We start from the raw sequence: 25,561 nt of genomic DNA, 5'->3' as shown, positions 1-25,561 counted from the left end.
CAAGTACCTACGCGAAGAATAATAAGGAAGTTCATAACGTGCCAGCAACTGCGTCTAACATTCAAGATCAGTGGACTATATCTGCCTCTCAGAAGGTCACCGTAGATCCTCTACTTGATTGCCTTGTGCTTTTAACAGAGCATTTTGGCAGCCCTTGTTCTGGCGAGTCATTGGCTGCTGGCTTACCATTAACAAGTGCAGTGCTAACACCCGACTTAGTGCCTCAAGCGGCTAGCCGTGCGGGTTTATCAGCCAAACTGTTACGTAAAGACCTAGACCATGTTTCAGATATTCTGCTGCCATGCGTCCTATTATTAAAAGATAAAAAAGCCTGTATTTTACGCACAATTGATATTGAGCAAGGCCAAGCGACCATTCAGTTACCAGAAACTGGAGGTGAAGAATCGCTCACCATTGAAGAACTCGAAACGCTTTATGTGGGCTATTTATTTTTAGTCAAACAACAATATCGTGGTGATGCCAGTGTCGATGTCCATATTCATGACAATAGCACTCATTGGCTAAAACAAAGTATTGTCGACTCTGCCCCTATTTATCGCGATGCGCTAATTGCCTCAGTATTAGTGAACTTATTTGCATTGGTGTCACCACTGTTCATTATGAACGTTTATGACAAAGTTGTACCTAACCTCGCCTTTGAGTCACTTTGGGTTTTGGCTATTGGTGCAGGCTTGGCCTATGTATTCGACTTTATCATGCGGCAATTAAGAAGCTATTTGATTGATGTTGCTGGTAAAAAAGTCGATATTATTGTGTCATCAAAATTATTTGCTAAAGCCATCGGTATTCCGTTATCACAACGTTCTCCAAGTGTCGGAGGCATGGCTAAGCAACTTGGTGAGTTTGAAAGCATTCGCGAGTTTTTAGCCTCTGCAACCATCACCTCTTTAGTTGATCTTCCATTTGCCATTTTATTTGTCATTATCATTTATGTGGTTGCTGGAGATTTAGCTGTCATACCTGTAATTGCAAGCTTTTTTATCATTGCAGTTACCTTATACGCTCAGCCTAAGTTGAAAGCCTCTATCGAAGAAAGTAATCGTTATGCCAGTCTGAAGCATGGTCATTTAGTTGAAAGTTTAACCGCCATTGAATCAATCAAAGCGAATGGCGCTGAAGGGATTGTCCAAAAAAGCTGGCAACAAATGATAGGACATACGGCAAACTGGGAACTCAAAACCAAAAAGCTCGCCAACTACCTTTCTAATTTTGCGAACTTTTCAGTACAGTTCAGCGTTATATGTGTCGTTATTTTGGGTGTTTATAGGCTGGCAGACAATGAAATATCAATGGGTGGCATTATTGCTGCGGTGATGCTTTCAAGTCGAGCCGTGACTCCAATGGCTCAACTCGCGGCATTAATCACTCGTGGAAATTACACTGTTAGCTCACTTCGCCAACTTGATCAAATTATGGAGCAAGAAGACGAGTTTGCTAATAAAGGTAATATCGTGAGTAAAGAGAGACTTAACGGAAAAATTACCGCAGATAATATTAGTTTTTCATTCCCTGAAGCTGAAAAGCCAATTTTATATCCTATGACACTGCACATAGAGCCAGGAGAAAAAATTGCTATTATTGGTCGAAATGGATCAGGTAAAAGTACCCTCGCCAAATTACTATTGGGATTATACAAACCCACCCAAGGTAGCCTGAGATACGATGGCATTGACGCAGGCCAAATACACCCCAGCGACTTAAGACGAAACTTTGGCTATTTACCCCAAGATGTCACTCTGTTTCATGGCAGTATTCGAGATAACATTTTGTTTGGCACTCGCCAAGTCAGTGAGCACCAGTTAATTCGCGCAGTCCAACTATCAGGTGTGAGTCAATTTACCCATTTAGAGTCAGAAGGCTTAGACACCCAAGTAGGCGAAGGCGGATTATCATTAAGCCGAGGTCAGCGCCAAAGTGTTGCACTTGCTCGTGCAACCCTAAACGACCCGCCAATTTTATTAATGGATGAACCAACAGCAAGCTTAGATGCCAGAGCGGAAAAACAGTTCATTCGCTCTATGACACAAGTGAGTAGAAATAGAACATTACTCCTCATCACCCATAAAATGCACTTACTTCATTTAGTGGATCGTATTGTTATATTAGAACGAGGCCACATCATTGCCGACGGCCCTAAAAAAGAAATATTAGAGAAGCTTAATAATGGCTTATTGGCAGGAGGTGCGGCAAATGAGTAAGCATCTCACTGCTGAAGAGCTTGAAATGGTCGATGATGTCTACGGTGCCATGATGACCGATGCACCGTCTGGGCATCGACTTATTATTTGGTCTATGGCTGCCATGATGGTGTGCTTTGTCATATGGGCATATTTTTCTGAATTAGATCAAGTGACCACAGGTTCAGGAAAAGTGATTCCATCTTCACAAGTGCAGCTAATTGAAAGCCTTGACGGCGGTGTTTTACAAGAAGTTTATGTACAAGAAGGCCTATTAGTTGAAAAAGGCCAACCTCTTGCCAGAATTGATGACACTCGATTTAGATCTGACTTCGCTCAACAAGAACAAGAAGTGTATTCACTGCAAACCAATATCATCCGAATGAGAGCAGAGCTAGACAGTATCGTCATCTCTGATATGTCATCAAACTGGCGTGAACAGGTTAAAATTACCAAGCAAGTTTTAGTTTTCTCAGAAGAACTGATAGCACAAGAACCCGCACTGGTAAAACGCCAACAAGAAGAATACTCCGGACGTCTTGATAACTTAAGCAACCAACTGGAAATTCTGGTTAGACAGATACAACAGCGTCAACAAGAAACAGAAGAGCTTGCGTCAAAAATATCAACCCTGACCACCAGCTTTCAACTTGTTTCAAGAGAATTAGAGCTCACACGGCCGCTGGCCCAAAAAGGGATTGTACCTGAAGTCGAGTTACTGAAACTAGAACGAACCGTGAACGATATTCAAGGTGAACTTCAATCGTTAAGGTTATTACGCCCCAAAGTTAAAGCTTCAATGGACGAAGCGATTTTAAAAAGGCGTGAGGCTGTATTTGTGTATGCTGCGGATTTACGTGCGCAACTGAATGAAATGCAAACTAAATTATCACGTATGACACAAGCTCAAATTGGCGCTTTCGATAAAGTCAGTAAAGCCGTTATCACTTCTCCTGTTGCTGGCACCATCAAATCAATCCATATCAATACATTGGGCGGTGTGGTTCAACCCGGTGAAGAAATAATTGAAATTGTGCCATCTGAAGACCGCTTATTGATAGAAACAAAAATCACGCCTAAAGATATTGCCTTTTTACACCCAGGTTTACCTGCGGTCGTGAAAGTGACCGCCTACGATTTTACCCGTTACGGGGGGCTAAATGGGACTGTTGAGCATATCAGTGCCGATACATCTCAAGATGAAGAAGGAAACAGCTTTTATACCGTAAGAATTAGAACGGAAGAGTCTAACTTACTCAAAGATGATGGCACACAGATGCCAATTATTCCTGGAATGCTCACGTCAGTGGACATTATTACAGGCAAAAGATCGATACTTGAGTACATATTAAATCCAATTTTAAGAGCAAAAGAATCAGCACTTAAAGAGCGCTAAAGAACCAGGAGGGTTTTTTAAATGAAAAAAGCAACACGTCGACAAATGCGGGTGAGTACCTTAGCGCTGACCTTGTCGATACTTATATCTCCAATAGCTAATAGCCAAACACTTGAGCAGGCTGTCGCGCATACATTAGATACCAATCCTGAACTAAAGATTGTATTTAATCGTTTTAAAGCACGTGAGGAGCAAGTCAACCAAGCCATTTCAGGTTATATGCCGACTGTAGATATTTCGGCAGGATATGGTTGGGAGCAGACGGATAGTCCCTCAACCCGCAGAAAGGTTCAACCTCTTAATGACAATTTAGATGACGGTGTTATGGAGCTGGAACGTGGCGAGGCAGGATTTAGTATCAAGCAAATGCTGTTCGATGGTTTTTATACCAGCAGTGAAGTCGACCGCTACTCTTATGAAGCCAGTGCTGAGCAATGGGCATTATTTGCGGCTGCTGAAGATATTGCACTTGATGTTGCTAAAGCATACTTAAACTACATCCGTGCCGAACAAGTGCTAATGCTTGCAGAAAAAAATCTACAAAGTCATCAAGAAATTTATGATCAAATTAAACAAAGAACAGACTCTGGCTTGGGCTCAATTGCAGATTTGTCACAAATAACAGGCCGTTTAGCTCGCGCTAACGCCAACGTTATTTCTTCTAAAAATAATTTGTTTGATGCCAAGGCTCAGTATATTCGCCTAGTAGAAATGCAACCTGAAGATTTAATTGTGCCTGTACCTGATGCCGATATGCTACCCAGTGATTTAAGAGAAAGTATTGTCATCGCCTCTAAAAGCCATCCGATATTAAAATCATCAGCAAACGACATTAATGCCGCTAAACAGGAACGTGATTCAGCAAAATCGAATTACTATCCTAAATTCACCCTTGAACTTAGTGGTAATTGGAATAACGATGTCGACGGAGAAGATGGTTACAGCCCAATAGCAAGCCAGAATGTCAATGGATACAGTAATGACTTAGTCGGCATGGTACGTATGCGTTATAACTTGTTTGCTGGCGGTAAAGATCTTGCCCGTGATCGAGAAGCGGCATACAAAATCAATGAAGCAAAAGAAATTCAACAACGAGCCAATCGCCAAGTTGTTGAGGGTGCAACGCTGGCTTGGAATGCATTTGAAATGCTTGCGCCTCAAAAGCAATACATTCGAGAGCATGTGATTGCCGCAAAACAAACTCAGGTGGCATACGAACAACAATTCAATTTAGGTCAACGAACCTTATTAGATTTACTTGATACTGAAAATGAATTATTTGAAGCAAGAAAAGACTACTTACAAACGGAGTACGACGAGATAGTGGCCAAGTACAGAGTGCTCAACGCAACGGGGCGTTTATTAGAATCATTACGCGTCACTCGTCCAGATGTATGGGGCGGAGAACGCAACTATGAAGGAGGTGTAAACTAATGCGCTACTTCATTATTTTATTAGCTATGGCATTAAGTTCAGCTTGCTCAATGAATGATATTGAAACCATGGATAAAGCCACTCAACAGCAATTTGATCTTAATGATCAAGATAAAGATGGTGTGATCATGGCACGCGAAAAGTGCGTGGGTACGGTCACCGGTTCTGATATCGATAACTACGGTTGTGGAACGATTAAGAACATTAATGAACGCCAAGAGTTAAAGATTTTATTTGACAACAACTCTGATTACATCGCACCTCAGTATTACAATCAGATAGAAAAAATTGCAAATATTATGACGCTATACCCTTCAACCACAGTCACCATTGAAGGCCATTGTAGCAATAAAGGTAGCTATGAGCTTAACTTGGCTTTATCTCAAAATCGAGCCGAAGCCGTCACTGCAGTGTTAGCAGACACTTACGGAATAGATTCTTCAAGATTAAGCGCTATTGGCTATAGTTTTGACAGACCCGTAGACTCAAGTGGTACTCCAGAGGCAGAAAGATTAAATCGACGAGTCATTGCCGAGGTGGTGAGTGAGGAAACTATTCCTAACTTAAAATGGCATATCTATACTGTTGATGAAGAAACACAATAAACCCATAAGGCTAAGCAAGCTTGGTTAGTTTTGTAAACTATCGATATAGCATCAATAAACGTTGTCACATTATTTTTGTGGCAGCGTTATTTGTTGTATTTAGCTTATATGCCTCTCCTACTCAAACACTTGATGAAGGCAAGATTATCTCAACGCTAAGTAAGCGCTATGGCGATAGAGCAGGATTAAGGGCAAAAGCTTGGTTTAAAGTCGTCGCTGAATCTGGGCCGTTATCAGAGAAACAGCAACTGGAAAAAGTGAATCAATTTTTTAATCTTTTTCGATTTGTAAATGATGATGTGCTGTGGGGAGATTCAAATTACTGGGCAACACCAATGGAGTTTATTGGGGTAAATGGCGGTGACTGTGAAGACTTCTCTATTGCAAAGTATTTCACCTTATTACAACTGGGTATTCCTGAGAACAAATTACGTATCACAATGGTCAAAGCGACCTCTGTGAATCAATACCATATGGTTTTGGCTTATTATGAAAAACCAAGCTCAATCCCATTGATTTTAGATAATTTAGATAAAAAGATTAAACCCGCGACTCAGCGTAGAGACCTAATACCTGTATATAGTTTTAATGGTCAACAATTATGGCTGAATAAAGAAAAAGGCCGCGGGGAATTAGCGGGTTCATCGTCGCGCTTAAAAAAATGGAATGACTTAAAACATCGATTAGGTGTTGATCGTTTACGTAAACCTAAACTTAACATGGAGTAGTGACCACATGACCCTGTTCCGGCAGATTTATGCGTTACTTTTCGTACTATTCTTGCTGATTGTAGCCAGTATAGCCTACGTGCAATTTACTGAGACCCAGAGTTTTTTATCAAAACAAATGGAATCAGACATCAATAATGCCAGCCACTCGTTAGGACTGATGCTGGTGCCTGCTCTTGAAGCTGGGGATGATGTGGCAACTGAAACCTTAGTGAATGTATTATTCGAAGGTGGCTACTACCAACAAATAACCTTAACTTGGTTAGTTGACGGTAAACAACAGGTTTGGACTAACGATATTCGTGTTACTGGTGTACCGCAATGGTTTATCGATCTTAACTTGTTCAAACCCATCACCAAAGAAAATGTCATCACGTCTGGATGGCTGCAACTGGCCAAACTAGAAATTACCGCCCACCCAGGTTTTGGCTATCACGAAATGTGGCGCATTATTTCTAACATCATCATCGTATTCTCTATCTTATTTTTAATCGCTATATTGTTCGCTCGAGTGGGCTTAGGGATGATTTTAAAACCCCTTAATAGTTTATCTGAACATGCGCAAAAAATTGCTAAACGTCAATTTGGCCCAGATATGCCCACCCCAAAAACAACGGAATTAAAAGAGCTAGTTCGGGCATTTAATAGCATGTCGGCTCAACTTAAGCAGGTGTTTAGCTCGTTAGATGAAGAAGTGTCTGCATTACGTAAAAAAAATCTAGTGGATCATGTTTCTAACCTCCCCAACCGTCAATACATGGTCAGTCGCATCAATGGCTGGTTGAGCGAGCCAAGCTCTGGGGCTTTGATGTTAATCAAAATGGATTGGCTTGAAGATGTTCATAGTCAATATGGCTATCAAATTCGTGACGAGACCATCAAATTACTGGCTGAACAACTTCATCAACAGCTAGATGAAATAAGCCCCTCTGTTATTGCGCGCATTGCCGCTTATGAATTTGCCGTGTTAATTGAAGAAAGCGAGCGAGACTTACTCACCCGCTATTTGCAGTGTTTAATAAGAACAACAAATAAAGAAATATCTAAAGCGGGCTGTAAGCCAAATGAACGCTTTAATATCGGTATTGCTGAACGATTAGGCCAAATGACCGTAACCGACATTTTAGCGCAAGCAGATAACGCTCTGCAGCGTTCTCGACAAGACAATAAAGTGTTCCATTGGTTTGAAAACTCACAGCAGCAATTATTCAGTCGTGAAGATTGGCGAGTTAAATTAACCGAAGCTATCAATGACAAACAATTTCAATTTCGCTGGCAACCTGTGATGCAACTAGAAAATACAGAAGTCAGCCAACGTGAATTATTTTGTCAGTTATCTATTCAAGATAACATGCTGCATGCAGGCCAATTTATGCCCTTTGTTGAAATGCTATCTTTAGGCGCGATGCTTGACCGCTGCTTAATTGAAACGGTAGCCAAGCATAATTTATTCGAAAGAAACTTAGAGCCTATTGCCATAAACCTGACTTTCCAAAGTATCAGTGACCAAGACTTTCATGTTTGGTTAAAGCAATTTTTGCAAAATCACAGTACGCCTGAAAGAGTGTGCTTTGAAATTCCAGAAGCCAGTGTCTACAGCGATCTACTTTCTTGTGAAAAAATATGCCATATCATCCGTGAATGTGGTGCAAAATTTGGTATCGATCACTTTGGCCGTCAATTTGGCTCAATGACCTACTTACAAAACCTTCGTCCAAGTTATGTAAAACTGGATCAATCATTTGCTTTTATTGAAGAAAACCAACACAACAGCGAGCTTTGTCGGGCGTTAGTGAATGTGGCAAAAGGCTTAGATATAGAAGTGATTGTCACCGGTATTCAAGAGCAAGAACAGTTAGCCAGATTCTCAGAGCTAAGATTAGATGCTTATCAAGGGTTTATTGCCCCGCCAGAAGAGATCAAATTAGGTTAATATGGATACAAAAAAGCCAGTAGCTATTAAAGTTACTGGCTTTTTTATTGAATGCGAAGCTTTAATTCTTAACCTGAGTTAAGGTTAATCAATCGTCTAGATTATCACCCATTTCGTCATAATCATTATCGTCATCATCATCGCTTTCAACAAAATCATCGATGTCGTCACTGTCTTCAGAATCTTCTTCTGGTTCAGGAATCGGTTTCGCTTTTTTAACCGGAGCCGTGTCCGGCACTTTAGACAAATCAATACGCGATTGATGTTTTTCCATAAACTCGCTTCTTACGCTTTTCCAATCCTCACCAAACTGGTCTAACGCAGATTTAGCCTGTGCATCGTCTAAATCATGAAGATTCACTTTTACGATATCTTCAACATACTCAACGATAGTCTTACGCACGGTATTAAATAAATAAACACGCCCTGGAGACGCATCAGGGAGTTGGCCATCATAAAAAACAACTGTATTGCCTCTAGCCGTTCTTAACTCACCAATCCATAACTGTTTTTTTGCCGAATTATACATATATGCTAACGCCCTTAAATCAACACATATACTTTAAAAGATACTTTGCTGAGCTCTAGGTAAAAACAGCTCAACATACTTAAGCTTTAATAACATGGGTATTTAAACAGAAAAATCTAGAGAATCAATGCCTAAATTAGTGAAATATCCAAATATTGGTAATAGTGCGCAAAAATTCCATTAACTGAGATAAAATTCGCAAACTACAGACACTTAATAAGCCGATCCATTATTCCCCAAACTCTGAAAGAAGACATTAAGCCCCTTTAAAAATTTGCTAACTGCAGATTAGCTGATTTTTATTACGCTTCAAGTTTTTTTAACACTTTTTTGGCAACTTTTTCCCCGCTAGCTCTGTATCTTAATTAGGTTAGTGAACTTAGCTTAACAGTTGTGAGGCTATTCCACCGATAATACGATTTTACCTTTATGAGCACCTGACTCCATATATTGATGCGCTGAAACCACCTCAGACAAAGGGAAAACCTTATCAATAGGAATTTGAATCACCCCAGAACTTAATAAAGGCCAAACATGCTGATGCAGTTGCGCGGCAATTTCAGCCTTTGCGGCAACACTTTGGGGCCTTAAAGTCGAACCGGTCCATGTTAGGCGTTTGGTCATAATTCTAAAAATATCTACCGTGGCTTTTAACCCACGTTGCATAGCAATAGATACCATACGCCCGTCCATTGCCATGACCTTGATATTCTTATTAATAAACTCACCACCCGCCATATCCAGCACCACATCAACCCCCTTATTATGTGTTAACGCTAATATAGGCTCTACAAAACATTGCTCGTTATAATTAATCACATGAGCTGCACCTAAACCCAAACAATATTCAGCTTTATCAGCAGAGCTGGTTGTTGCCAATACTTTTGCCCCTAAATGATGGGCTAATTGCACCGCAGTACTGCCTATTCCGCCAGATGCACCATGAATTAATATGGTTTCTCCTGCGGTTAATTTAGCGCGCATAAATACATTGCCCCAAACAGTAAAAAACGTTTCAGGTAATGCCGCGGCTTGAATAAAACTCCAGCCTGTGGGTACCGGTAAGCAATGTTCAGCAAAAGTATTAACGAATTGCGCATATCCGCCGCCTGGCACCAATGCACAAACATGGTCACCCACTTGCCATTGGGTCACATCTTCAGCAACGGCAATCACCTCCCCCGCCACTTCAAGCCCTAAGATAGGGCTAGTCCCTTCAGGTGCAGGATAAGCGCCTTGCCTTTGTTTAATATCAGGGCCATTAACCCCAGCGGCATGCACTTTAATCGTCACCTGACCTTGTTTTAATGCAGGAAGCGCCCCAGTAATAATCTTCATCACTTGGGCATCGCCAGGCTGTTCAAAAGTCACATGTTTTATGGGTGGGATATTTATAGTCATTGTTATTTTCTCTGGTTTATTAATCGTTATAGATGAACAAGTTGCACGTACCGAAAAAGAATCACAACAAAACACATACAAACATGTATATTAGTCACAAATGTGCATGTTTTTATATGCCTAACCAGTTAAAATCAATCTAGCATTGATAAGTTTTGTAATTATTATTCAGAAGCACTTTTCATGAAAAAAGCAATTTTTACTCTCGCCATTGGCGAAAACCCCATGTACAAAGCCGCAATTAATACATTCGAGCAATATGGCAAAAAAGTCGGTGCGGATGTTATCGTTTCTTCTGAATTGCACTATAAATTAAATGTTAATAATAAAAAGTTTGTCGCAAGTCCCGCTTGGTCTGAAAAACTCTATATTGCTGAACTTCTTAAAGAGTATGACCGTGTTTTATACCTAGATGCTGATATGTTAGTCACACCTTGGGCTGAAGATATTTTTGAGAAATATAGTCAACTTGATACTGTTTACATGTTCAATGAAGGCGCTTTTATAGATCGCTCTTCGCAAGCGACACAAATTAATGACGTTTTGGGTAATGTCTCATGGCCAATCATTGATAACAAAATGCAATACTTCAACTCAGGCATGATACTCATTTCACGACAAACTGGGTTGTTTGATAATGCGAGCGCAGCTGAAATGCAACAAATATGTAATGAGGTCAAATTCTATGACCAAACTTATATCAACTATCTCATTCGTCGGGATAATATTAAAAGTGTTCAGGTTGATAAAGCATTTAACCGCATGCCTCTTTTAGGGCATGACGATTATCAAACAGCCAGCTTTATTCATTATGCAGGTAGAGGTTACCGAGAGAAACTACCCACTAGAGACATAAAGTACATTGCTGATTTCTGTGATGTGTTTAAGGACAGTCTGAGTAAGCAAGAAGTACTAGAATATAAAAAACAGGCTTGGCATTGGTATATGCTAAAACAACAAAGAAAGACCAAATTACCTATTGGGTTATTAAGCGTCATTTTTGGCCTATTTTATCCAAACCTTAAATACTAAGCTGAATCATTGACATTTTAACCAGCCTAATGCCTGGGTGAATAATAGAGATAAACTTACTTCCAAATATCCAAACAAATTTATCTCTCACTTTTCACCACTTCAATTAATTGTGTGGTTGAAATAGCAGGGGTTCTCGGCAAGTAAATCACTTTACACAGTTCGGACAGATGATCAAACCGGCCTTGCCAGTCATCACCCATAACTAAACAATCAGCCTGAAACTTGGTAATATATTCGGCTTTTAACTCTAAAGACTCTTCTAAAAAAACCTCATCAACACACTTTAATGCCGAAACGATACGCATTCTGTCGCGTTCATGGCAAATAGGATTACGACTCTTTTTATTAAAGTTTAGTGCATCTGAAGACACCCCAACAGTCAGTGAACTACCTAGCTCTTTAGCACGCTCAAGGATATTTAAATGGCCGATATGAAACATATCAAATGTTCCAAAAGTAATTATTTTCATTCTTGACCTTCAAGCAGGTAATTTACAATTCGCTGGCTACATTGCCCGTCTACTTTGCCAACTAGCTCAGCTGTGTACTGTGCTCTTTTGTCAGCAAATAATGATGGAGATGACACTTGCTCATCTACAACCGATTTTAAATTTTTATAAGTTTTAGCATGAGCAGCAACATCAGCATAACGATACAAGTCTTCATCGAGTCGCTTATTAAATCTAAACTTAAAAATGCCTCTATAAGACCAACGTAAATGATAAAAATCACACCAAACAACGGGCTTATCTAATGCGGTAAATTCAAATAAAGCAGACGATGCATCACTGACTAAAACATCAGCAGTTACCATGAAAGGCAATAAGTTTATTTCTTCTGATTTAGCCAAATAAACATTATCAAATGTAGCCCAATGCTCTAATAAGGCTTTTTGCTTTTTATAAGCAGATTTGATTAAAGAGAAGTAATGTGGTTTGAGTAAAATATTATATTCTGCAAATTGCGCAGGCCAATCTTTAGCCATTTCCTCTATGCTGCTGGGGTAAAAAGTAGGCGCATAAAGAATTGTTGGCTTACTTTCATCTAACCCTAATTGAGTTAAATCAAGCCCAGCCTCTGTTTGCTGAATAATAGGGTCAAGTTTTGCGTAGCCAGTATCAATAAAGGTTTTTTGAGGAAACATTTGCTGTAAACGTTTCAGTCGATACTGCCCTTCGACAAACCTAACATCAATATCAGACTTGGACACCGTATAGTACACTGATTTAGGCCCAACACCGTGTTGCATTAACGCAGTTTTAGTGATGCCTTTTAAACGCCCAGCATGAGCAAAAGCGTTACCAAAAATCACCCAATCAGGCTTAATTTCAAGATAATGCTCTAAGGCACCTTGTTCGTCATCTACCCACTTAACATCCAATTGCAGTCTGTCTACTAGCGAGACTAACTCCACTTGCTGATCTTCACTGTTATACACAACAAAAGAAACCGCAACAGAACGTTTTTTTAATTCTGCGGCAACAGGAAGGTACTGGGGTAAATAATATGGATGTAAAACATCAAAACAAATCAAAATAAACCTTCTAATCTCTAAAAAGCAAGCATCTAGCACAGACGGATGATAGTAAGTCATAATAACATACATTATGATACTTTAAATCCTCGCTTACTCAGTTAAAAAGCCATTTTAAAGCGTAAGTCACAACATTCATCTTGAGTTAAAATTTCGATTAATTACGATTCAAGGTATCCTTTAAACAACTAGCTCACCTTAACGACGAACTGTATTTTATGCCAATTATCTCTAGTGAAAAATTAAAAAATTGCCAGCGTTTATTATTTATCTCCCCTTTAGCATTGGGCGATTTTTTATACATCAAAACCTTTTTAAATGACATAAAGCATAATTTCCCGCACATACAGTTAGATATTTGGTTAGATGATAATCGTTGTAACACCAATGAATGGCGTTTAAATAGAAGTAAGATTTTACAACAATGGATAGGAGCGGAAACCGCCTTTGATAATAGTTACGGATGCTGTGACTCTCCTCAAATGCAGCAGGCACAAATCCAACAAGCACAAGGTGAATCTTACGATATTATTATTTGTCATTCAGGTAGCAAGAGCCATGAATTCTCGGCCATTGCACGACAAATATCGGCAAATGCCTATGTCGTTTCAAGCATAGCTTCCGCACCATTTAAAGGAATTTTAAACTGGTATCTATTTCGTCACAGTGATGCGGTCTATCAATTGGATGCCAATAAATTAGATAAAAATCATCATATCACAGACCGTTACTACACTGTTTTTAATGATATTGTTGGAATTAGCCTACAAAAAAATCAATTTATGCCTTCGTTAGCTATTCCAATAGAAATGACCCAAGGTGCTCAACAATGGCTGCAAGCTAATTTTGCCAACCACCATGGTAAAACCGTGCTTATTAACCACCTATCAACCAACAGCAAACGGGATTGGTTAGAGGAACAAGTGATAGAGTTGATTAAGCAGATTGCAGCACGTGAGGCTAATACTCGATTTGTAATTAACGTGACCAAAGAACACTTTGATGCCATGATGGCTCTTGTCGCCCGCTCATTCAATAAAACACAAACTCCGGTAGCCGTATTCACAATTCAGGAAAACTTTTTTGAATTACCGGCAATCATTTCAATTGTCGACTGTGTTATCACAGCAGAAACCGCCATTGTCCACTTTGCCACCGCAAGTAAAACACCATTGATTGCATTAATGCGAACCAAAAAACCCTATTGGGCGCCTCCCGTTTCTAATATTTCACATGTGCTGTATGCCACCGAAGGCAGAGGCTATGTGGCAGATATTTCGGTTGAAACTGTTTACCAGCAATATACGAAAATGATCTCGACTCATTAATATAGTCAAATGATTGGTAGTTGAAGCATAAGGCAACTAATCTTGTGGCAGTTTTAGAAACTTCCTAATAAAAAAGAGCCTGTTAACACAGGCTCTTTTTTTATTCGATTTAGATATACTGTAAATTAGAACGGGATATCGTCATCCCAACCTTCATCTAAATCTGGGGTAAAGTTCTGTGCAGGTTGCGGTGTTGGGCGTTGAGCGGGGGCCGCATTTTGTTGAGGCTGGAAATTACCCGCTGGCGCTTGTGGCTTAGGCGCATATTGAGTTTGCTGCGGTTGCTGAGCCGCTGGAGCAGCTTGCTGTTGCGCATAATTTTGTGCAGGCGCTGCAGGTTGTTGATAGTTACTTGCACCTGGGTTTTGCGCTTGATTAAATTGTTGCTGAGCTGCAGGACGCTGTGCTTGTGGAGCACGTTGAGCTGGCGCTTGGTTATACTGATTGTTGTTATCACCACTATTGCGGCTGTCTAACATTTGCATTTCCATCGCGTTAATTTCAGTCTTATAACGGTCTTGCCCCGTGTTTTGGTCTTGCCACTTACTGGTTTGCAGTTTACCTTCTAAATAAACCTTAGAGCCTTTTTTCAAGTACTCGCCTGCAATCTCGGCTAAGCGACGGTACATAACAATGTTATGCCACTCGGTACGCTCTTGCATTTGACCTTGCTGGTCTTTCCAAGACTCACTTGTCGCAACAGTAAAATTGGCAACGGCATTACCATTTGGCATGTAACGTACCTCAGGATCTTTACCTAAGTTACCCACTAAAATGACTTTATTCACACCACGACTGGCCATCGAAATCTCCTGCGATTATCTTTTCTATTTTTACGTAAAATAGGTTGCTTAAATTAGGTTTACTTACAAATCTTGTTTGATCAAAAACGATCTAATTGACAGAGCCTAACACAGCTCTGGCTTCGCTTAAATTGAAATCGTCATTCACCTTTAAATAGGCGACTTTATCTTCTAACACCACGATGGCTTCTGCAACACCGGTCAATTTTGATAACTGAGTGGCCATCGTTTGCGCATGAGACTTATCTTTTATATTAGCTTCAAGGGTATAGCTTTTTAACAGCACAGGTTTAGCCATGCCTATTGTTAATATTAACCAAATAGACATCAAAATAAGTGCGACAAAAAAGACCCCTGACGCCCCCACTAATTGATAAGCACCACCGCCTAACATACCACCACAAAAAGCGCCTAAAAACTGGCTGGTAGAATACACTCCCATGGCTGACCCTTTATCACCCACAGGGCAGAACTTAGCAATTAAACTGGGTAATGAGGCTTCTAAATAGTTAAATCCCGTAAAAAATAACAATACAGCAATGCTTAATACCCATAAGTTATCAGCAAAAACACCCATTGCTCCCAACGCTGCCATCATAATTAACAATGAAAGTTGGAACATGGTTTTAGTATTGTTCTTTTTAACCCCAATAATGATTAACGGAATCATTAAAAAGAACGCCCCTACAAATGCAGGGAAATACAACATCCAGTGCTTCTCTTTTACTAATCCGGCATCCACCAAATCAAGCGGTAAAGCAACAAATACTGCCGTTAATACTAAGTGAAGAATAAAAATCCCCGCATCTAGGCGAAACAGTTGTGGATCTAGCAACATATTTTTCAATTTAGCAGGGGTGGCTAAAGTATCCCCTTTTGGCGCTTGCGAAATAGGGTTAGGCACAAAAAACTGCACAATAATAATGCCCACAACAGCCAGCACCGCAGTTAAAAAGAACAAGCCTGTTAAGCCTAAATGTTGTGCAACAATAGGCCCTGCAAGTAGTGACAGTGCAAATGAAAAGCCAATACACATACCAATAACGGCCATCACTTTAGTACGCTGTTCGTCACGGGTTAAATCAGCAGCTAAGGCTAAAACCGCGGCAGCGATGGCACCCATGCCCTGCACCGCTCGGCCAAAAACCACCCCATAAATATGATCAGATGACGCGGCAATTAAACTACCTATAGCAAACAAAATTAACCCGCCCATAATAATAGGCTTACGGCCATACTTGTCAGAAAGTATGCCCATGGGGATTTGTAATATGGCTTGTGTGAGTCCGTATGCTCCAATGGCAATGCCCACCCAAAGCGGAGAAAAACCTTCCAAATGCTGCCCATATAAAGCAAAAACGGGCATGATCATAAATAATCCCATCATGCGTAAGCCAAATACAGAAGCTAACGAAAATGCGACTTTTTTCTCCATGCCTGACAGTCCTTGACTGGCCATTCATATACCTTTTAACAAATTCTTTGAGGCGGGCATATTATCATAGCCTGAATAACATGCTCAAAAGGAAATCACAATTTGACGCATTAGTTAAAGTTCTATTGCGATAAACTGAAATGGTCAGAGTTAAATTTCTATTGCAATAAACTAAAGTGGCCTATTGACCGTATGAAATGAATGCTAATTAACAAACCTGCTACCCTAAACAGTATTCTTTTTATATGAGATACTAAATTGAATAGTGACTTCAATTAATAATAGAGCGATTAGATGGACAATATTGAAATCCGCGGTGCCCGAACCCACAACCTGAAAGACATTAGCTTAACCATTCCCAGAGACAAATTAATTGTGATAACAGGGTTATCTGGTTCTGGAAAATCGTCTCTTGCCTTCGATACGCTATACGCTGAGGGACAACGCCGTTATGTAGAGTCATTATCTTCTTATGCTCGCCAATTTTTAAGCTTAATGGAAAAGCCTGATGTTGATCATATTGAAGGGCTAAGCCCTGCCATTTCCATTGAGCAAAAGTCCACATCGCACAACCCACGTTCAACCGTGGGAACGGTGACCGAAATTTACGACTACCTTCGTTTACTGTTTGCCCGTGTCGGTGAACCGCGCTGCCCTACTCATGGCCAAGCTTTATCAGCGCAAACCGTGAGCCAAATGGTCGACAAAGTATTAGCACTACCCGAAAACAGCCGCCAAATGTTGCTGGCTCCTGTAGTGAATGATCGCAAAGGTGAGCACGTAAAGTTATTAGAGAGCTTATCGGCTCAAGGCTATATTCGTGCCCGTATTGACGGTGAAGTTTGTGACTTAACTGACCCACCAACGTTAGATTTACACATTAAACACACCATTGAGGTGGTGGTTGACCGCTTCAAAGTACGTGAAGATTTAAAACAACGTTTAGCAGAGTCATTTGAAACAGCTTTAGAGCTTTCAGGCGGCATCGCCAAAATAGCCTCAATGGATGATGATAAAACTGAAGAGCTGATTTTTTCAGCTAACTTTGCTTGTCCTCATTGTGGCTACTCAATGACCGAGTTAGAACCCAGAATCTTCTCATTTAATAACCCAGCAGGTGCTTGTCAAACTTGTGATGGTCTAGGAGTTCAGCAATGTTTTGATCCTGACCGAGTGATCACCAATTCAGAATTATCATTAGCTGGTGGTGCTGTACGAGGCTGGGATCGCCGCAACTTTTATTACTTTCAAATGCTCAGCTCATTAGCTGAACATTATGACTTTGATGTTGAAGCACCTTATCAACAACTACCCGACAACGTTAAAAAGTTAGTGTTATATGGCTCCGGTAAGCAAAGTATTGCGTTTAAATACATCAATGACCGTGGTGACGTAGTGGTTCGAAACCACCCATTTGAAGGTATTTTAAATAATATGGATCGACGCTATCGCGAAACAGAAAGTAATTCTGTACGTGAAGAGCTGGCCAAATTTATTAATATGCAGCCCTGTAATACTTGTGGTGGCTCTCGCTTACGCGAAGAAGCCCGCAACGTGTTTATTGGTGACTTAACGCTACCGGAATTAACCACTTGGTCGATTGGTGAAGCAAAAGATTATTTCGCACAATTAAAATTTGCAGGACAACGAGCACAAATTGCGGACAAAATTTTAAAAGAAATTGGCGAGCGTCTTGGCTTTCTGGTGAATGTTGGCTTGAACTATTTAAGCTTATCTCGCTCAGCCGACACTTTATCTGGTGGTGAAGCCCAACGTATTAGGTTAGCCAGCCAAATTGGTGCAGGGTTAGTGGGCGTGATGTATGTACTAGACGAACCCTCTATTGGCCTACATCAACGTGACAACGAGCGTTTGCTCAACACCCTTATTCACCTACGCGATTTAGGCAATACTGTTATTGTGGTTGAACATGACGAAGATGCCATAAGAACAGCAGATCACGTTATTGATATTGGTCCTGGTGCAGGGGTTCACGGTGGCGAAGTGATTGCAGAAGGCACATTAGCCGATATTGTAAACTGTCCAGAGTCGATTACGGGCCAATATTTGTCAGGCCAAAAGCAGATTCATATTCAAGACAAACGCACGCCAATTGACCGTAAAAAAGTCATTAAATTAACCGGTGCAACGGGTAATAACCTTAAAAATGTTGACCTCACCATTCCTGTTGGCTTGTTTACCTGTGTCACTGGGGTATCTGGTTCGGGGAAGTCCACCTTAATTAACGACACTTTTTTCAAAATTGCCCACCGTATGCTCAACAAAGCGACGGTAGATGAACCCGCACCTTATAAAAGCATTAAAGGGATGGATCATTGCGACAAAGTTGTCGATATTGATCAAAGTCCCATTGGCCGCACACCTCGCTCTAACCCTGCCACATATACGGGTATTTTCACTCCCATTAGAGAGCTATTTGCGGGCACACAAGAAGCCAGAACACGGGGTTATCAAGTCGGTCGTTTCTCATTTAACGTTAAAGGTGGCCGCTGTGAAGCGTGTCAGGGTGACGGCCTCATTAAGGTTGAAATGCACTTTTTACCTGATGTGTACGTGCCATGTGACGCCTGTAAAGGAAAGCGTTATAACCGTGAAACTTTAGAAGTAAAATACAAAGGCAAAAACATTCACGAAGTGCTGCAAATGACTGTTGAAGATGCCCGCACCTTCTTTGATGCGATTCCTGCCATAGCGCGTAAATTACAAACCTTAATGGATGTCGGTTTGTCTTATATTCGTTTAGGGCAAAGTGCCACAACCTTATCTGGCGGTGAAGCGCAACGGGTTAAGTTGGCCAAAGAACTCTCTAAACGTGATACAGGTAAAACCTTGTATATCTTAGATGAGCCGACCACCGGCTTACATTTTGCAGACATTCAACTATTGTTAGATGTACTCCACCGATTAAAGTCTCACGGCAATACTGTTGTAGTCATTGAACATAACTTAGATGTGATTCAAACCGCTGACTGGATAATCGACTTAGGCCCAGAAGGTGGCTCAGGCGGCGGGACAATATTAGTCACTGGCAGCCCTGAGGATGTGGCGAAACACCCCACTTCACATACGGCGCGTTTTTTAAAGCCGATGCTTGAGTTACACAAAAAACGTCAAAGCAAAAAGTAATTAGCTATAAATTAAGGAGCGTTAAGATTGACAAGATATATGGATATCAAAGCGCTCCGGTTAACGATTCAACAAATGCACGCTGTGACACTATTAATAGGTTTATTGGTGCTGTGTGGCTGCTCTAACAACCTCCATAACAATATCGATTGTAATCAGCCGCTAAATCCATCATGGGTTGATTTAGGGCAAATCACCCAAGATATTCAAATACTCACATCTGACAAATTTGCTGGCCGTAAAACGGCCAGTGCGGAGTCGGTTTATAGTCAACAGTTTTTAAGCCAACGTTTTAGTGAAATCGGCCTTATTCCTTGGCAACAAGAGTATCAACATAGCTTCGAGTACAGTAGCCTATTCAGCACCACAACAGGCGTGAATATGGTCGGGGTTATTCCAAGCAAAAACCTCTCGACTCGATGGCGAGTGGTTATGGCGCATTATGATCACCTTGGTCAGCAAGGCTCAAAAATTTACCATGGTGCAGACGACAACGCTTCTGGTGTCTCGGGATTACTGGCTATTGCCAAGCAATGGCAAATTTCAGGTTTAGATGATGTTAACTTAATGATAGTTGCCACCGACGCAGAAGAGACAGGGCTGCATGGTAGTTATGCGCTAGTTGAACAGATTGAACAAACACCTGGTATGGAAATTGAGCTAGCGATGAACCTCGATATGATTGGTCACCCTTCAAAGCCAAGGGCAATTTATGTTGAGGGAGAGAATAACTTTAACCAGTTTGCCACTATCCGCCAGCAACTTAGTCAACAGCACAAACTCTGCATTCGGTTAAGTTATGTGCAACGAGAAGGGCCTAATATTAAACGCATGAATTGGCTGAATGCCTCAGATCATTATCCATTTCATAAGGCTGGACTACCATGGATATACTTTGGCGTGCCGCCACACAACAAATACCACACCCCTCAAGATAAGATTGATACGGTAAATATTGCATTTATTGCCACGGTAACTGAAATAGCCTACTCATTTTTAACGCGAACAGACTTAACAACAACTCGCGAACAAAGCCGGTTTGGCAAAAATCAGGCCACTTTTAAATAATTTATTGTTATTTATATAGTCAAAGTCGCTAAATGTTGCTATAATATTGCCCTTTCGGCGCGGAGAATCGACACGGGGTTGATTTTCTGTCTGTGAACCATAGCGCGAGTATCCGAATTTCGCGCACATCCACAAGGCTACACCCAATGTCATCCAATGAAAGAACTTTCCGCGAACTCGGCCTGTCTGAGAATTTGTTGCGTGCTCTTGACGAGCTAGGTTATGAAAAACCAACACCTATTCAATCAGCAAGTATCGACCCTCTTATGGAAGGTAAAGATATTTTAGGCCAAGCGCAAACTGGTACAGGTAAAACCGGTGCTTTTGCGCTTCCACTACTTAATCAAGTAGATATCCGCTTAAATGCACCTCAAATTCTTGTTTTAGCCCCAACTCGTGAGCTAGCCGTACAGGTTGCTGAAGCGTTTGGTAGCTATGCAAAACACATGAAAGGCTTCCACGTACTACCTATTTACGGTGGTCAAAGCATGCATCAACAATTAAGCGCCCTAAGACGTGGCCCACAAGTGATTGTAGGTACTCCAGGTCGTGTTATGGATCACATGCGTCGTGGCACTTTAAAATTAGATTCATTAAAGGCACTTGTGCTTGATGAAGCTGATGAAATGTTAAAAATGGGCTTTATCGACGATATCGAATGGGTATTAGAGCATAAGCCAGCCAACAGTCAGCTAGCATTATTCTCGGCAACCATGCCAGAACAAATCAAGCGTGTGGCTAACAAACATCTCAATGATCCTGTTCATATTAGTATTGCGGCTAGCCACACTACGGTTGAGTCTATTGAGCAATGCTTTGTACAGGTTTCACAACACAATAAGCTTGAAGCACTGGTTCGTGTATTAGAAGTTGAAAATACTGAAGGTATTATCATTTTCGTTCGAACTCGTAACAGCTGTGTTGAGTTAGCTGAAAAGCTAGAAGCCCGTGGTTATGCTTCTTCACCATTACACGGTGATATGAATCAACAAGCTCGTGAGCGTGCCGTTGAACAGCTTAAGCGTGGCAAATTAGATATTCTAATTGCAACAGACGTTGCTGCTCGTGGTCTTGACGTTGAACGTATTGGTCACGTTGTAAACTACGATATTCCATACGATTCAGAAGCTTATGTTCACCGTATTGGCCGTACTGGTCGTGCTGGTCGTACTGGTATGGCGATTCTGTTTGTCACCCATCGTGAAATGCGTATGTTACGTACCATTGAACGTGCAACAAACAGCCGTATTTCGCCAATGAAAGTTCCTAGCCCTGAAACTGTGGCTGAGCGTCGTTTGTCTCGTTTAGGCGAGCAAATTCAAGAAACCTTGAATGGCGATTTAGACTTCATGAAAAATGCTGTTGCAGAGTTATGTACTCAACTAGAAGTTGATACAGACTTATTAGCTGCCGCATTATTACATCAAGTACAGCAAGAGCGTCCTTTACAATTGCCTCCAATTCAAGAGCGTCAACGTGATTCACGTGACTCTCGCGAAGATCGCCCTCGTCGCGAAAGAAGCAACCGCCCTGCACCAACTAGTTTTGGTAAAGCAGACGGCTTAAAAGACAATCCAGATGTGAAAATGAACCGTTATGTTATCGACGTAGGTCGTGAAAACGGTGTGGGTGTAGGTAACATTGTGGGTGCCATTGCTAACGAAGCCAACATCGACAGCCGTTACATTGGTCAAATTCAATTATATGATCAAGTGACTACCGTTGACCTACCAGACGGCATGCCAAAAGACGTATTAACTCACTTACGCAAAGTGCGCGTTTGTGGTCGTCCATTAAACATCCGTGAAGCCGGTGATGAGAAGTTTGTCGATTCAGGTCGTGGCGCAGGTGCACCTCGTCGTCCACGCGGTGATCGTAATGACCGCCGCCCTCGTGGTGACCGTCCATCAGGTGATCGCCGTCCACGTAAACCACGTGACAATGGCTAATCTTATAAGATTAACCATCTTGGTTTAACACTAAAATCCAATATCAGCGATGATATTGGATTTTTTGTATCTGGCTTTTATTACACAAAACACCCTATTATTGCGCAAAAAAGTATTGCGCAAAGAAGTATAGCGCAAAAAAACACCAGCCATATAGGCTGGTATTTTTATTAAGCTTTAACTGATTCAGCCAAGCAATTCCATTACAATAATTAGCCTTGTGGGCGCATTGCAGGGAATAAAATCACGTCACGAATAGTGTGAGTATTAGTAAATAGCATCACCAAACGGTCAATACCAATACCCTGACCCGCTGTAGGCGGTAGGCCGTGCTCTAGTGCAGTAATATAATCAGCATCGTAGAACATAGCTTCATCATCACCCGCATCTTTTGCATCAACCTGTGCTTTAAAGCGGTTATCTTGGTCTTCTGCATCATTAAGCTCAGAGAACCCGTTAGCCACTTCACGGCCACCAATAAAGAACTCAAAACGATCAGTAATGAAATGGTTTTCATCATTACGACGCGCTAGCGGAGAAATATCAGCTGGGTAACCGGTAATGAACGTAGGTTGCATTAACTTAGGTTCTGCGGTTTCACCAAAGATTTCTTCAAGTAACTGACCACAAGTCCAGAATTTTTCAATGGTCATGCCGAGGCTTTTCGCCAAATTACGCATAAACTCAAGGTCTTTCACTTCTTCATAAGTCATAGACTGGATAGTGGCATTATCTGGGTTGTATTTCTTAATCGCGTCCAACATGCTTAAACGCGCATATGGGCCACCAAAGTCAACCGTGTGCTCGCCGTATGGAAGCTGTGGAGAACCGCAAAGCTCAGTGGCAATTGAGCTTAACATCTCTTCGGTTAAATCCATTAAGTCTTTGTAATCAGCATACGCCATATAGAATTCCATCATGGTGAATTCTGGGTTATGGCGAGGTGATAAACCTTCATTACGGAAGTTACGGTTAATTTCAAATACACGCTCAAAGCCGCCTACAACTAGACGTTTTAGGTAAAGTTCTGGCGCAATACGTAGGTACATTTCGATGTCTAACGCATTATGGTGAGTCACAAATGGACGTGCTGAAGCACCACCTGGAATGCTGTGCATCATTGGGGTTTCTACTTCCATAAACTCTTTTTTAACCATAAAGTTACGGATAGCTGTAACCACTTTAGAACGCATAATAAAGGCTTCGCGTGAGTCTTCGTTAACAATTAAGTCAACGTAACGTTGGCGGTAACGCGTTTCTTGGTCAGTTAAACCATGGAACTTTTCAGGTAGTGGACGTAGCGCTTTAGTCAATAATTGGTACTGTTCCATATTGACGTATAAGTCACCTTTACCAGAAAGGTGAAGTTGCCCAGTCACACCCACGATGTCACCAATATCTAAACCTTGGTAAGTGGCTTTTAAATCTTTTTGAACGTCTTTACCTGCGTAGGCTTGAATACGGCCTGACACATCTTGAATCACCAAAAATGGACCACGCTTAGCCATTACACGACCAGCAATAGAGCGTTGAATGCCCATTTCTTCTAACTCAGCTTTTGAGTACTGACCATACTCAGCTTGAATATCAGCCGCCTTGTGTTTTCGATCGAAGTTATTTGGGTGACCATTTGCTGGGCAGTTCGTGCGAATGTGGTCTAACTTTGCACGACGTTCTGCAATTAACTTGTTTTCATCTTGAGTTTGTTCAGTCATCTTCTTCTCTCGTTAAAGGCCAGATTTAAGGCTAGCTTCAATAAACTTGTCCAAATCGCCATCTAAGACACTTTGGGTATTTCGGTTTTCAACACCGGTGCGTAAATCTTTAATACGGGCATCGTCTAATACGTATGAACGAATTTGGCTACCCCAACCGATATCAGACTTAGCGTCTTCTGCGGCTTGCTTATCGGCGTTTTGTTTGTGCATTTCTAATTCGTATAACTTAGCTTTTAACTGTTTAAAGGCTGAGTCACGGTTTTTATGTTGTGAGCGATCGTTTTGACATTGCACCACAGTATTTGTCGGTAAATGGGTAATACGTACCGCTGAATCCGTTTTGTTGACGTGCTGACCACCGGCACCAGAGGCGCGATAGGTATCAATACGTAAATCAGATGGATTGATGTCGATTTCAATATCGTCTTCAATTTCAGGGTAAACAAATACTGAACAAAATGAGGTGTGGCGTTTACCAGAAGAATCAAAAGGTGACTTTCTCACTAAACGATGTACGCCGGTTTCGGTGCGTAACCAACCAAAGGCATATTCACCGGTAAACTTTACTGTTGCACCTTTAATACCGGCAACATCACCGGCGGTCACTTCAATTAATTCAGGGTTAAAGTCATGGGCTTCACCCCAACGCAAATACATGCGTAAAACCATATTGGCCCAATCTTGCGCTTCGGTACCACCAGAGCCAGATTGAATATCAAGATAACAGCTTGCTGCATCGTTTTTACCGGCAAACATACGGCGAAACTCTAAGTCAGCAAGACGGGCTTCAAGGGCGGCAATTTCTTCGCTAGCATCATCAAAAGTATCTTGATCGTTTTCTTCAACGGCGAGTTCTAATAAGCCTTCCACATCCTCAAGACCGTTATCCATATCGTCAATGGTTTTTACCACTGCTTCTAGGGCTGAACGTTCTTTACCTAGTGCTTGTGCACGCTCAGGTTCATTCCACACTTCAGAGCTTTCAAGCTCTCGGCTAACCTCTTCTAAACGCTCGCTTTTAGCAGCGTAGTCAAAGGTACCCCCTAAGAAGCTCTGTGCGTTCAGCAAGCTCCTTAATTTTGAATTTTACCGGATTAACTTCAAACATGAATTTTCAACTTTAACTAAATAAGTGACCTAAAGGTTTAACGGCACATTTTACCCCATGCAGCACACTAAACCTAGGGGCTGTTTATCTTTGAAGACGAATTTTTTTAGGATACGATTTTGAGTGAACCAATAATCATAAAAAATAGCCCTTAAACTGCAAAAAGTCGCTTCAACAAGACTCGCCTGCAACGACGTGAACACCGACTATAC

At 41.2% G+C, this 25,561-nt stretch carries 19 protein-coding genes; 11 read left to right on the top strand and 8 right to left on the bottom strand.

Going from position 1 to position 25,561, the window contains the following annotated elements; genetic code table 11:
• Positions 1–38: 38 nt before the first annotated feature.
• From L2672_RS15720 to L2672_RS15695, 6 genes are read left to right on the top strand one after another with little or no spacing between them, the layout of a single operon-like run.
• A complete protein-coding gene (locus L2672_RS15720; RefSeq protein WP_248996791.1) occupies positions 39–2,219 on the top strand; it encodes a type I secretion system permease/ATPase in 2,181 nt (726 codons plus the stop codon).
• Positions 2,212–3,594: an HlyD family type I secretion periplasmic adaptor subunit gene (locus tag L2672_RS15715; protein WP_248996790.1), complete on the top strand. Its 1,383-nt coding sequence runs from the start codon at positions 2,212–2,214 to the stop codon at positions 3,592–3,594. The genes L2672_RS15720 and L2672_RS15715 overlap by 8 nt, the downstream gene beginning before the upstream one ends.
• Positions 3,595–3,615: 21 nt before the next feature.
• Positions 3,616–5,028, top strand: a complete 1,413-nt coding sequence (locus tag L2672_RS15710; RefSeq protein WP_248996789.1) for a TolC family outer membrane protein — start codon at positions 3,616–3,618, stop codon at positions 5,026–5,028.
• A complete protein-coding gene (locus L2672_RS15705; protein WP_248996788.1) occupies positions 5,028–5,633 on the top strand; it encodes an OmpA family protein in 606 nt (201 codons plus the stop codon). Before L2672_RS15710 ends, L2672_RS15705 begins: the two co-directional genes overlap by 1 nt.
• A 50-nt stretch (positions 5,634–5,683) precedes the next feature.
• Entirely contained in the window at positions 5,684–6,361 is a 678-nt protein-coding gene (locus L2672_RS15700; RefSeq protein ID WP_248996797.1) for a transglutaminase-like cysteine peptidase, read from the top strand.
• A 7-nt stretch (positions 6,362–6,368) separates the two neighbouring features.
• Complete coding sequence (locus tag L2672_RS15695) at positions 6,369–8,294, top strand: bifunctional diguanylate cyclase/phosphodiesterase (protein ID WP_248996787.1); 1,926 nt, start codon at positions 6,369–6,371, stop codon at positions 8,292–8,294.
• Positions 8,295–8,382: 88 nt separating this feature from the next.
• On the opposite strand, the gene L2672_RS15690 is transcribed toward L2672_RS15695, so the two are convergent.
• Complete coding sequence (locus tag L2672_RS15690) at positions 8,383–8,823, bottom strand: hypothetical protein (RefSeq protein WP_248996786.1); 441 nt, start codon at positions 8,821–8,823, stop codon at positions 8,383–8,385.
• A gap of 399 nt (positions 8,824–9,222) precedes the next feature.
• Positions 9,223–10,224, bottom strand: a complete 1,002-nt coding sequence (locus L2672_RS15685) for an NAD(P)H-quinone oxidoreductase (RefSeq protein ID WP_248996785.1) — start codon at positions 10,222–10,224, stop codon at positions 9,223–9,225.
• A 183-nt stretch (positions 10,225–10,407) separates the two neighbouring features.
• Between L2672_RS15685 and L2672_RS15680 the strand changes: the two genes are divergently transcribed.
• Positions 10,408–11,256 (top strand): glycosyltransferase, encoded by an 849-nt coding sequence (locus tag L2672_RS15680; RefSeq protein ID WP_248996784.1) that lies wholly within the window; start codon positions 10,408–10,410, stop codon positions 11,254–11,256.
• Positions 11,257–11,336: 80 nt separating this feature from the next.
• Here L2672_RS15680 and L2672_RS15675 read toward each other — a convergent pair whose 3' ends face one another.
• Positions 11,337–11,729, bottom strand: coding sequence for an FAD synthase family protein (locus L2672_RS15675; RefSeq protein WP_248996783.1), 393 nt, complete (start codon positions 11,727–11,729; stop codon positions 11,337–11,339).
• Positions 11,726–12,793 carry a CDP-glycerol glycerophosphotransferase family protein gene (locus tag L2672_RS15670; protein ID WP_248996796.1) on the bottom strand — a complete coding sequence of 356 codons (1,068 nt, stop codon included), beginning with the start codon at positions 12,791–12,793 and terminating at the stop codon, positions 11,726–11,728. Before L2672_RS15670 ends, L2672_RS15675 begins: the two co-directional genes overlap by 4 nt.
• Positions 12,794–13,011: 218 nt before the next feature.
• On the opposite strand from L2672_RS15670, the gene L2672_RS15665 reads away from it, so the two are divergent.
• Positions 13,012–14,121, top strand: coding sequence for a glycosyltransferase family 9 protein (locus tag L2672_RS15665; protein WP_248996782.1), 1,110 nt, complete (start codon positions 13,012–13,014; stop codon positions 14,119–14,121).
• Positions 14,122–14,246: 125 nt separating this feature from the next.
• Here the strand turns inward: L2672_RS15665 and L2672_RS15660 are convergent, their stop codons facing one another.
• Together L2672_RS15660 and L2672_RS15655 are read right to left on the bottom strand one after the other, a co-directional pair.
• Entirely contained in the window at positions 14,247–14,924 is a 678-nt protein-coding gene (locus L2672_RS15660; protein WP_248996781.1) for a single-stranded DNA-binding protein, read from the bottom strand.
• Positions 14,925–15,015: 91 nt separating this feature from the next.
• Positions 15,016–16,383 (bottom strand): MFS transporter, encoded by a 1,368-nt coding sequence (locus tag L2672_RS15655; protein WP_248996780.1) that lies wholly within the window; start codon positions 16,381–16,383, stop codon positions 15,016–15,018.
• A gap of 270 nt (positions 16,384–16,653) precedes the next feature.
• Here L2672_RS15655 and uvrA point away from each other — a divergent pair, with 270 nt between their 5' ends.
• From uvrA to L2672_RS15640, 3 genes are all read left to right on the top strand, one after another.
• Positions 16,654–19,506 (top strand): excinuclease ABC subunit UvrA, encoded by a 2,853-nt coding sequence (gene uvrA / locus L2672_RS15650; protein WP_248996779.1) that lies wholly within the window; start codon positions 16,654–16,656, stop codon positions 19,504–19,506.
• 27 nt (positions 19,507–19,533) lie between these two features.
• Positions 19,534–20,574, top strand: a complete 1,041-nt coding sequence (locus L2672_RS15645; protein WP_248996778.1) for a M20/M25/M40 family metallo-hydrolase — start codon at positions 19,534–19,536, stop codon at positions 20,572–20,574.
• Positions 20,575–20,720: 146 nt separating this feature from the next.
• Complete coding sequence (locus L2672_RS15640) at positions 20,721–22,523, top strand: DEAD/DEAH box helicase (RefSeq protein ID WP_248996777.1); 1,803 nt, start codon at positions 20,721–20,723, stop codon at positions 22,521–22,523.
• Between the two features lie 212 nt (positions 22,524–22,735).
• Here L2672_RS15640 and lysS read toward each other — a convergent pair whose 3' ends face one another.
• Together lysS and prfB are read right to left on the bottom strand one after the other, a co-directional pair.
• Positions 22,736–24,238: a lysine--tRNA ligase gene (gene lysS / locus L2672_RS15635; protein ID WP_248996776.1), complete on the bottom strand. Its 1,503-nt coding sequence runs from the start codon at positions 24,236–24,238 to the stop codon at positions 22,736–22,738.
• A 12-nt stretch (positions 24,239–24,250) separates the two neighbouring features.
• A protein-coding gene (prfB, locus tag L2672_RS15630) for a peptide chain release factor 2 (RefSeq protein ID WP_248996775.1) occupies positions 24,251–25,349 on the bottom strand; the annotation gives its coding sequence in 2 pieces (ribosomal slippage) (positions 24,251–25,273 and positions 25,275–25,349; 1,098 coding nt in all).
• Positions 25,350–25,561 lie beyond the last annotated feature (212 nt).

The sequence above is a fragment of the Shewanella gaetbuli genome (genome assembly GCF_023284065.1).
GTDB classification, from domain to species: Bacteria; Pseudomonadota; Gammaproteobacteria; order Enterobacterales; family Shewanellaceae; genus Shewanella; species Shewanella gaetbuli.
This window is presented reverse-complemented; position numbering and strand designations above follow the sequence as displayed.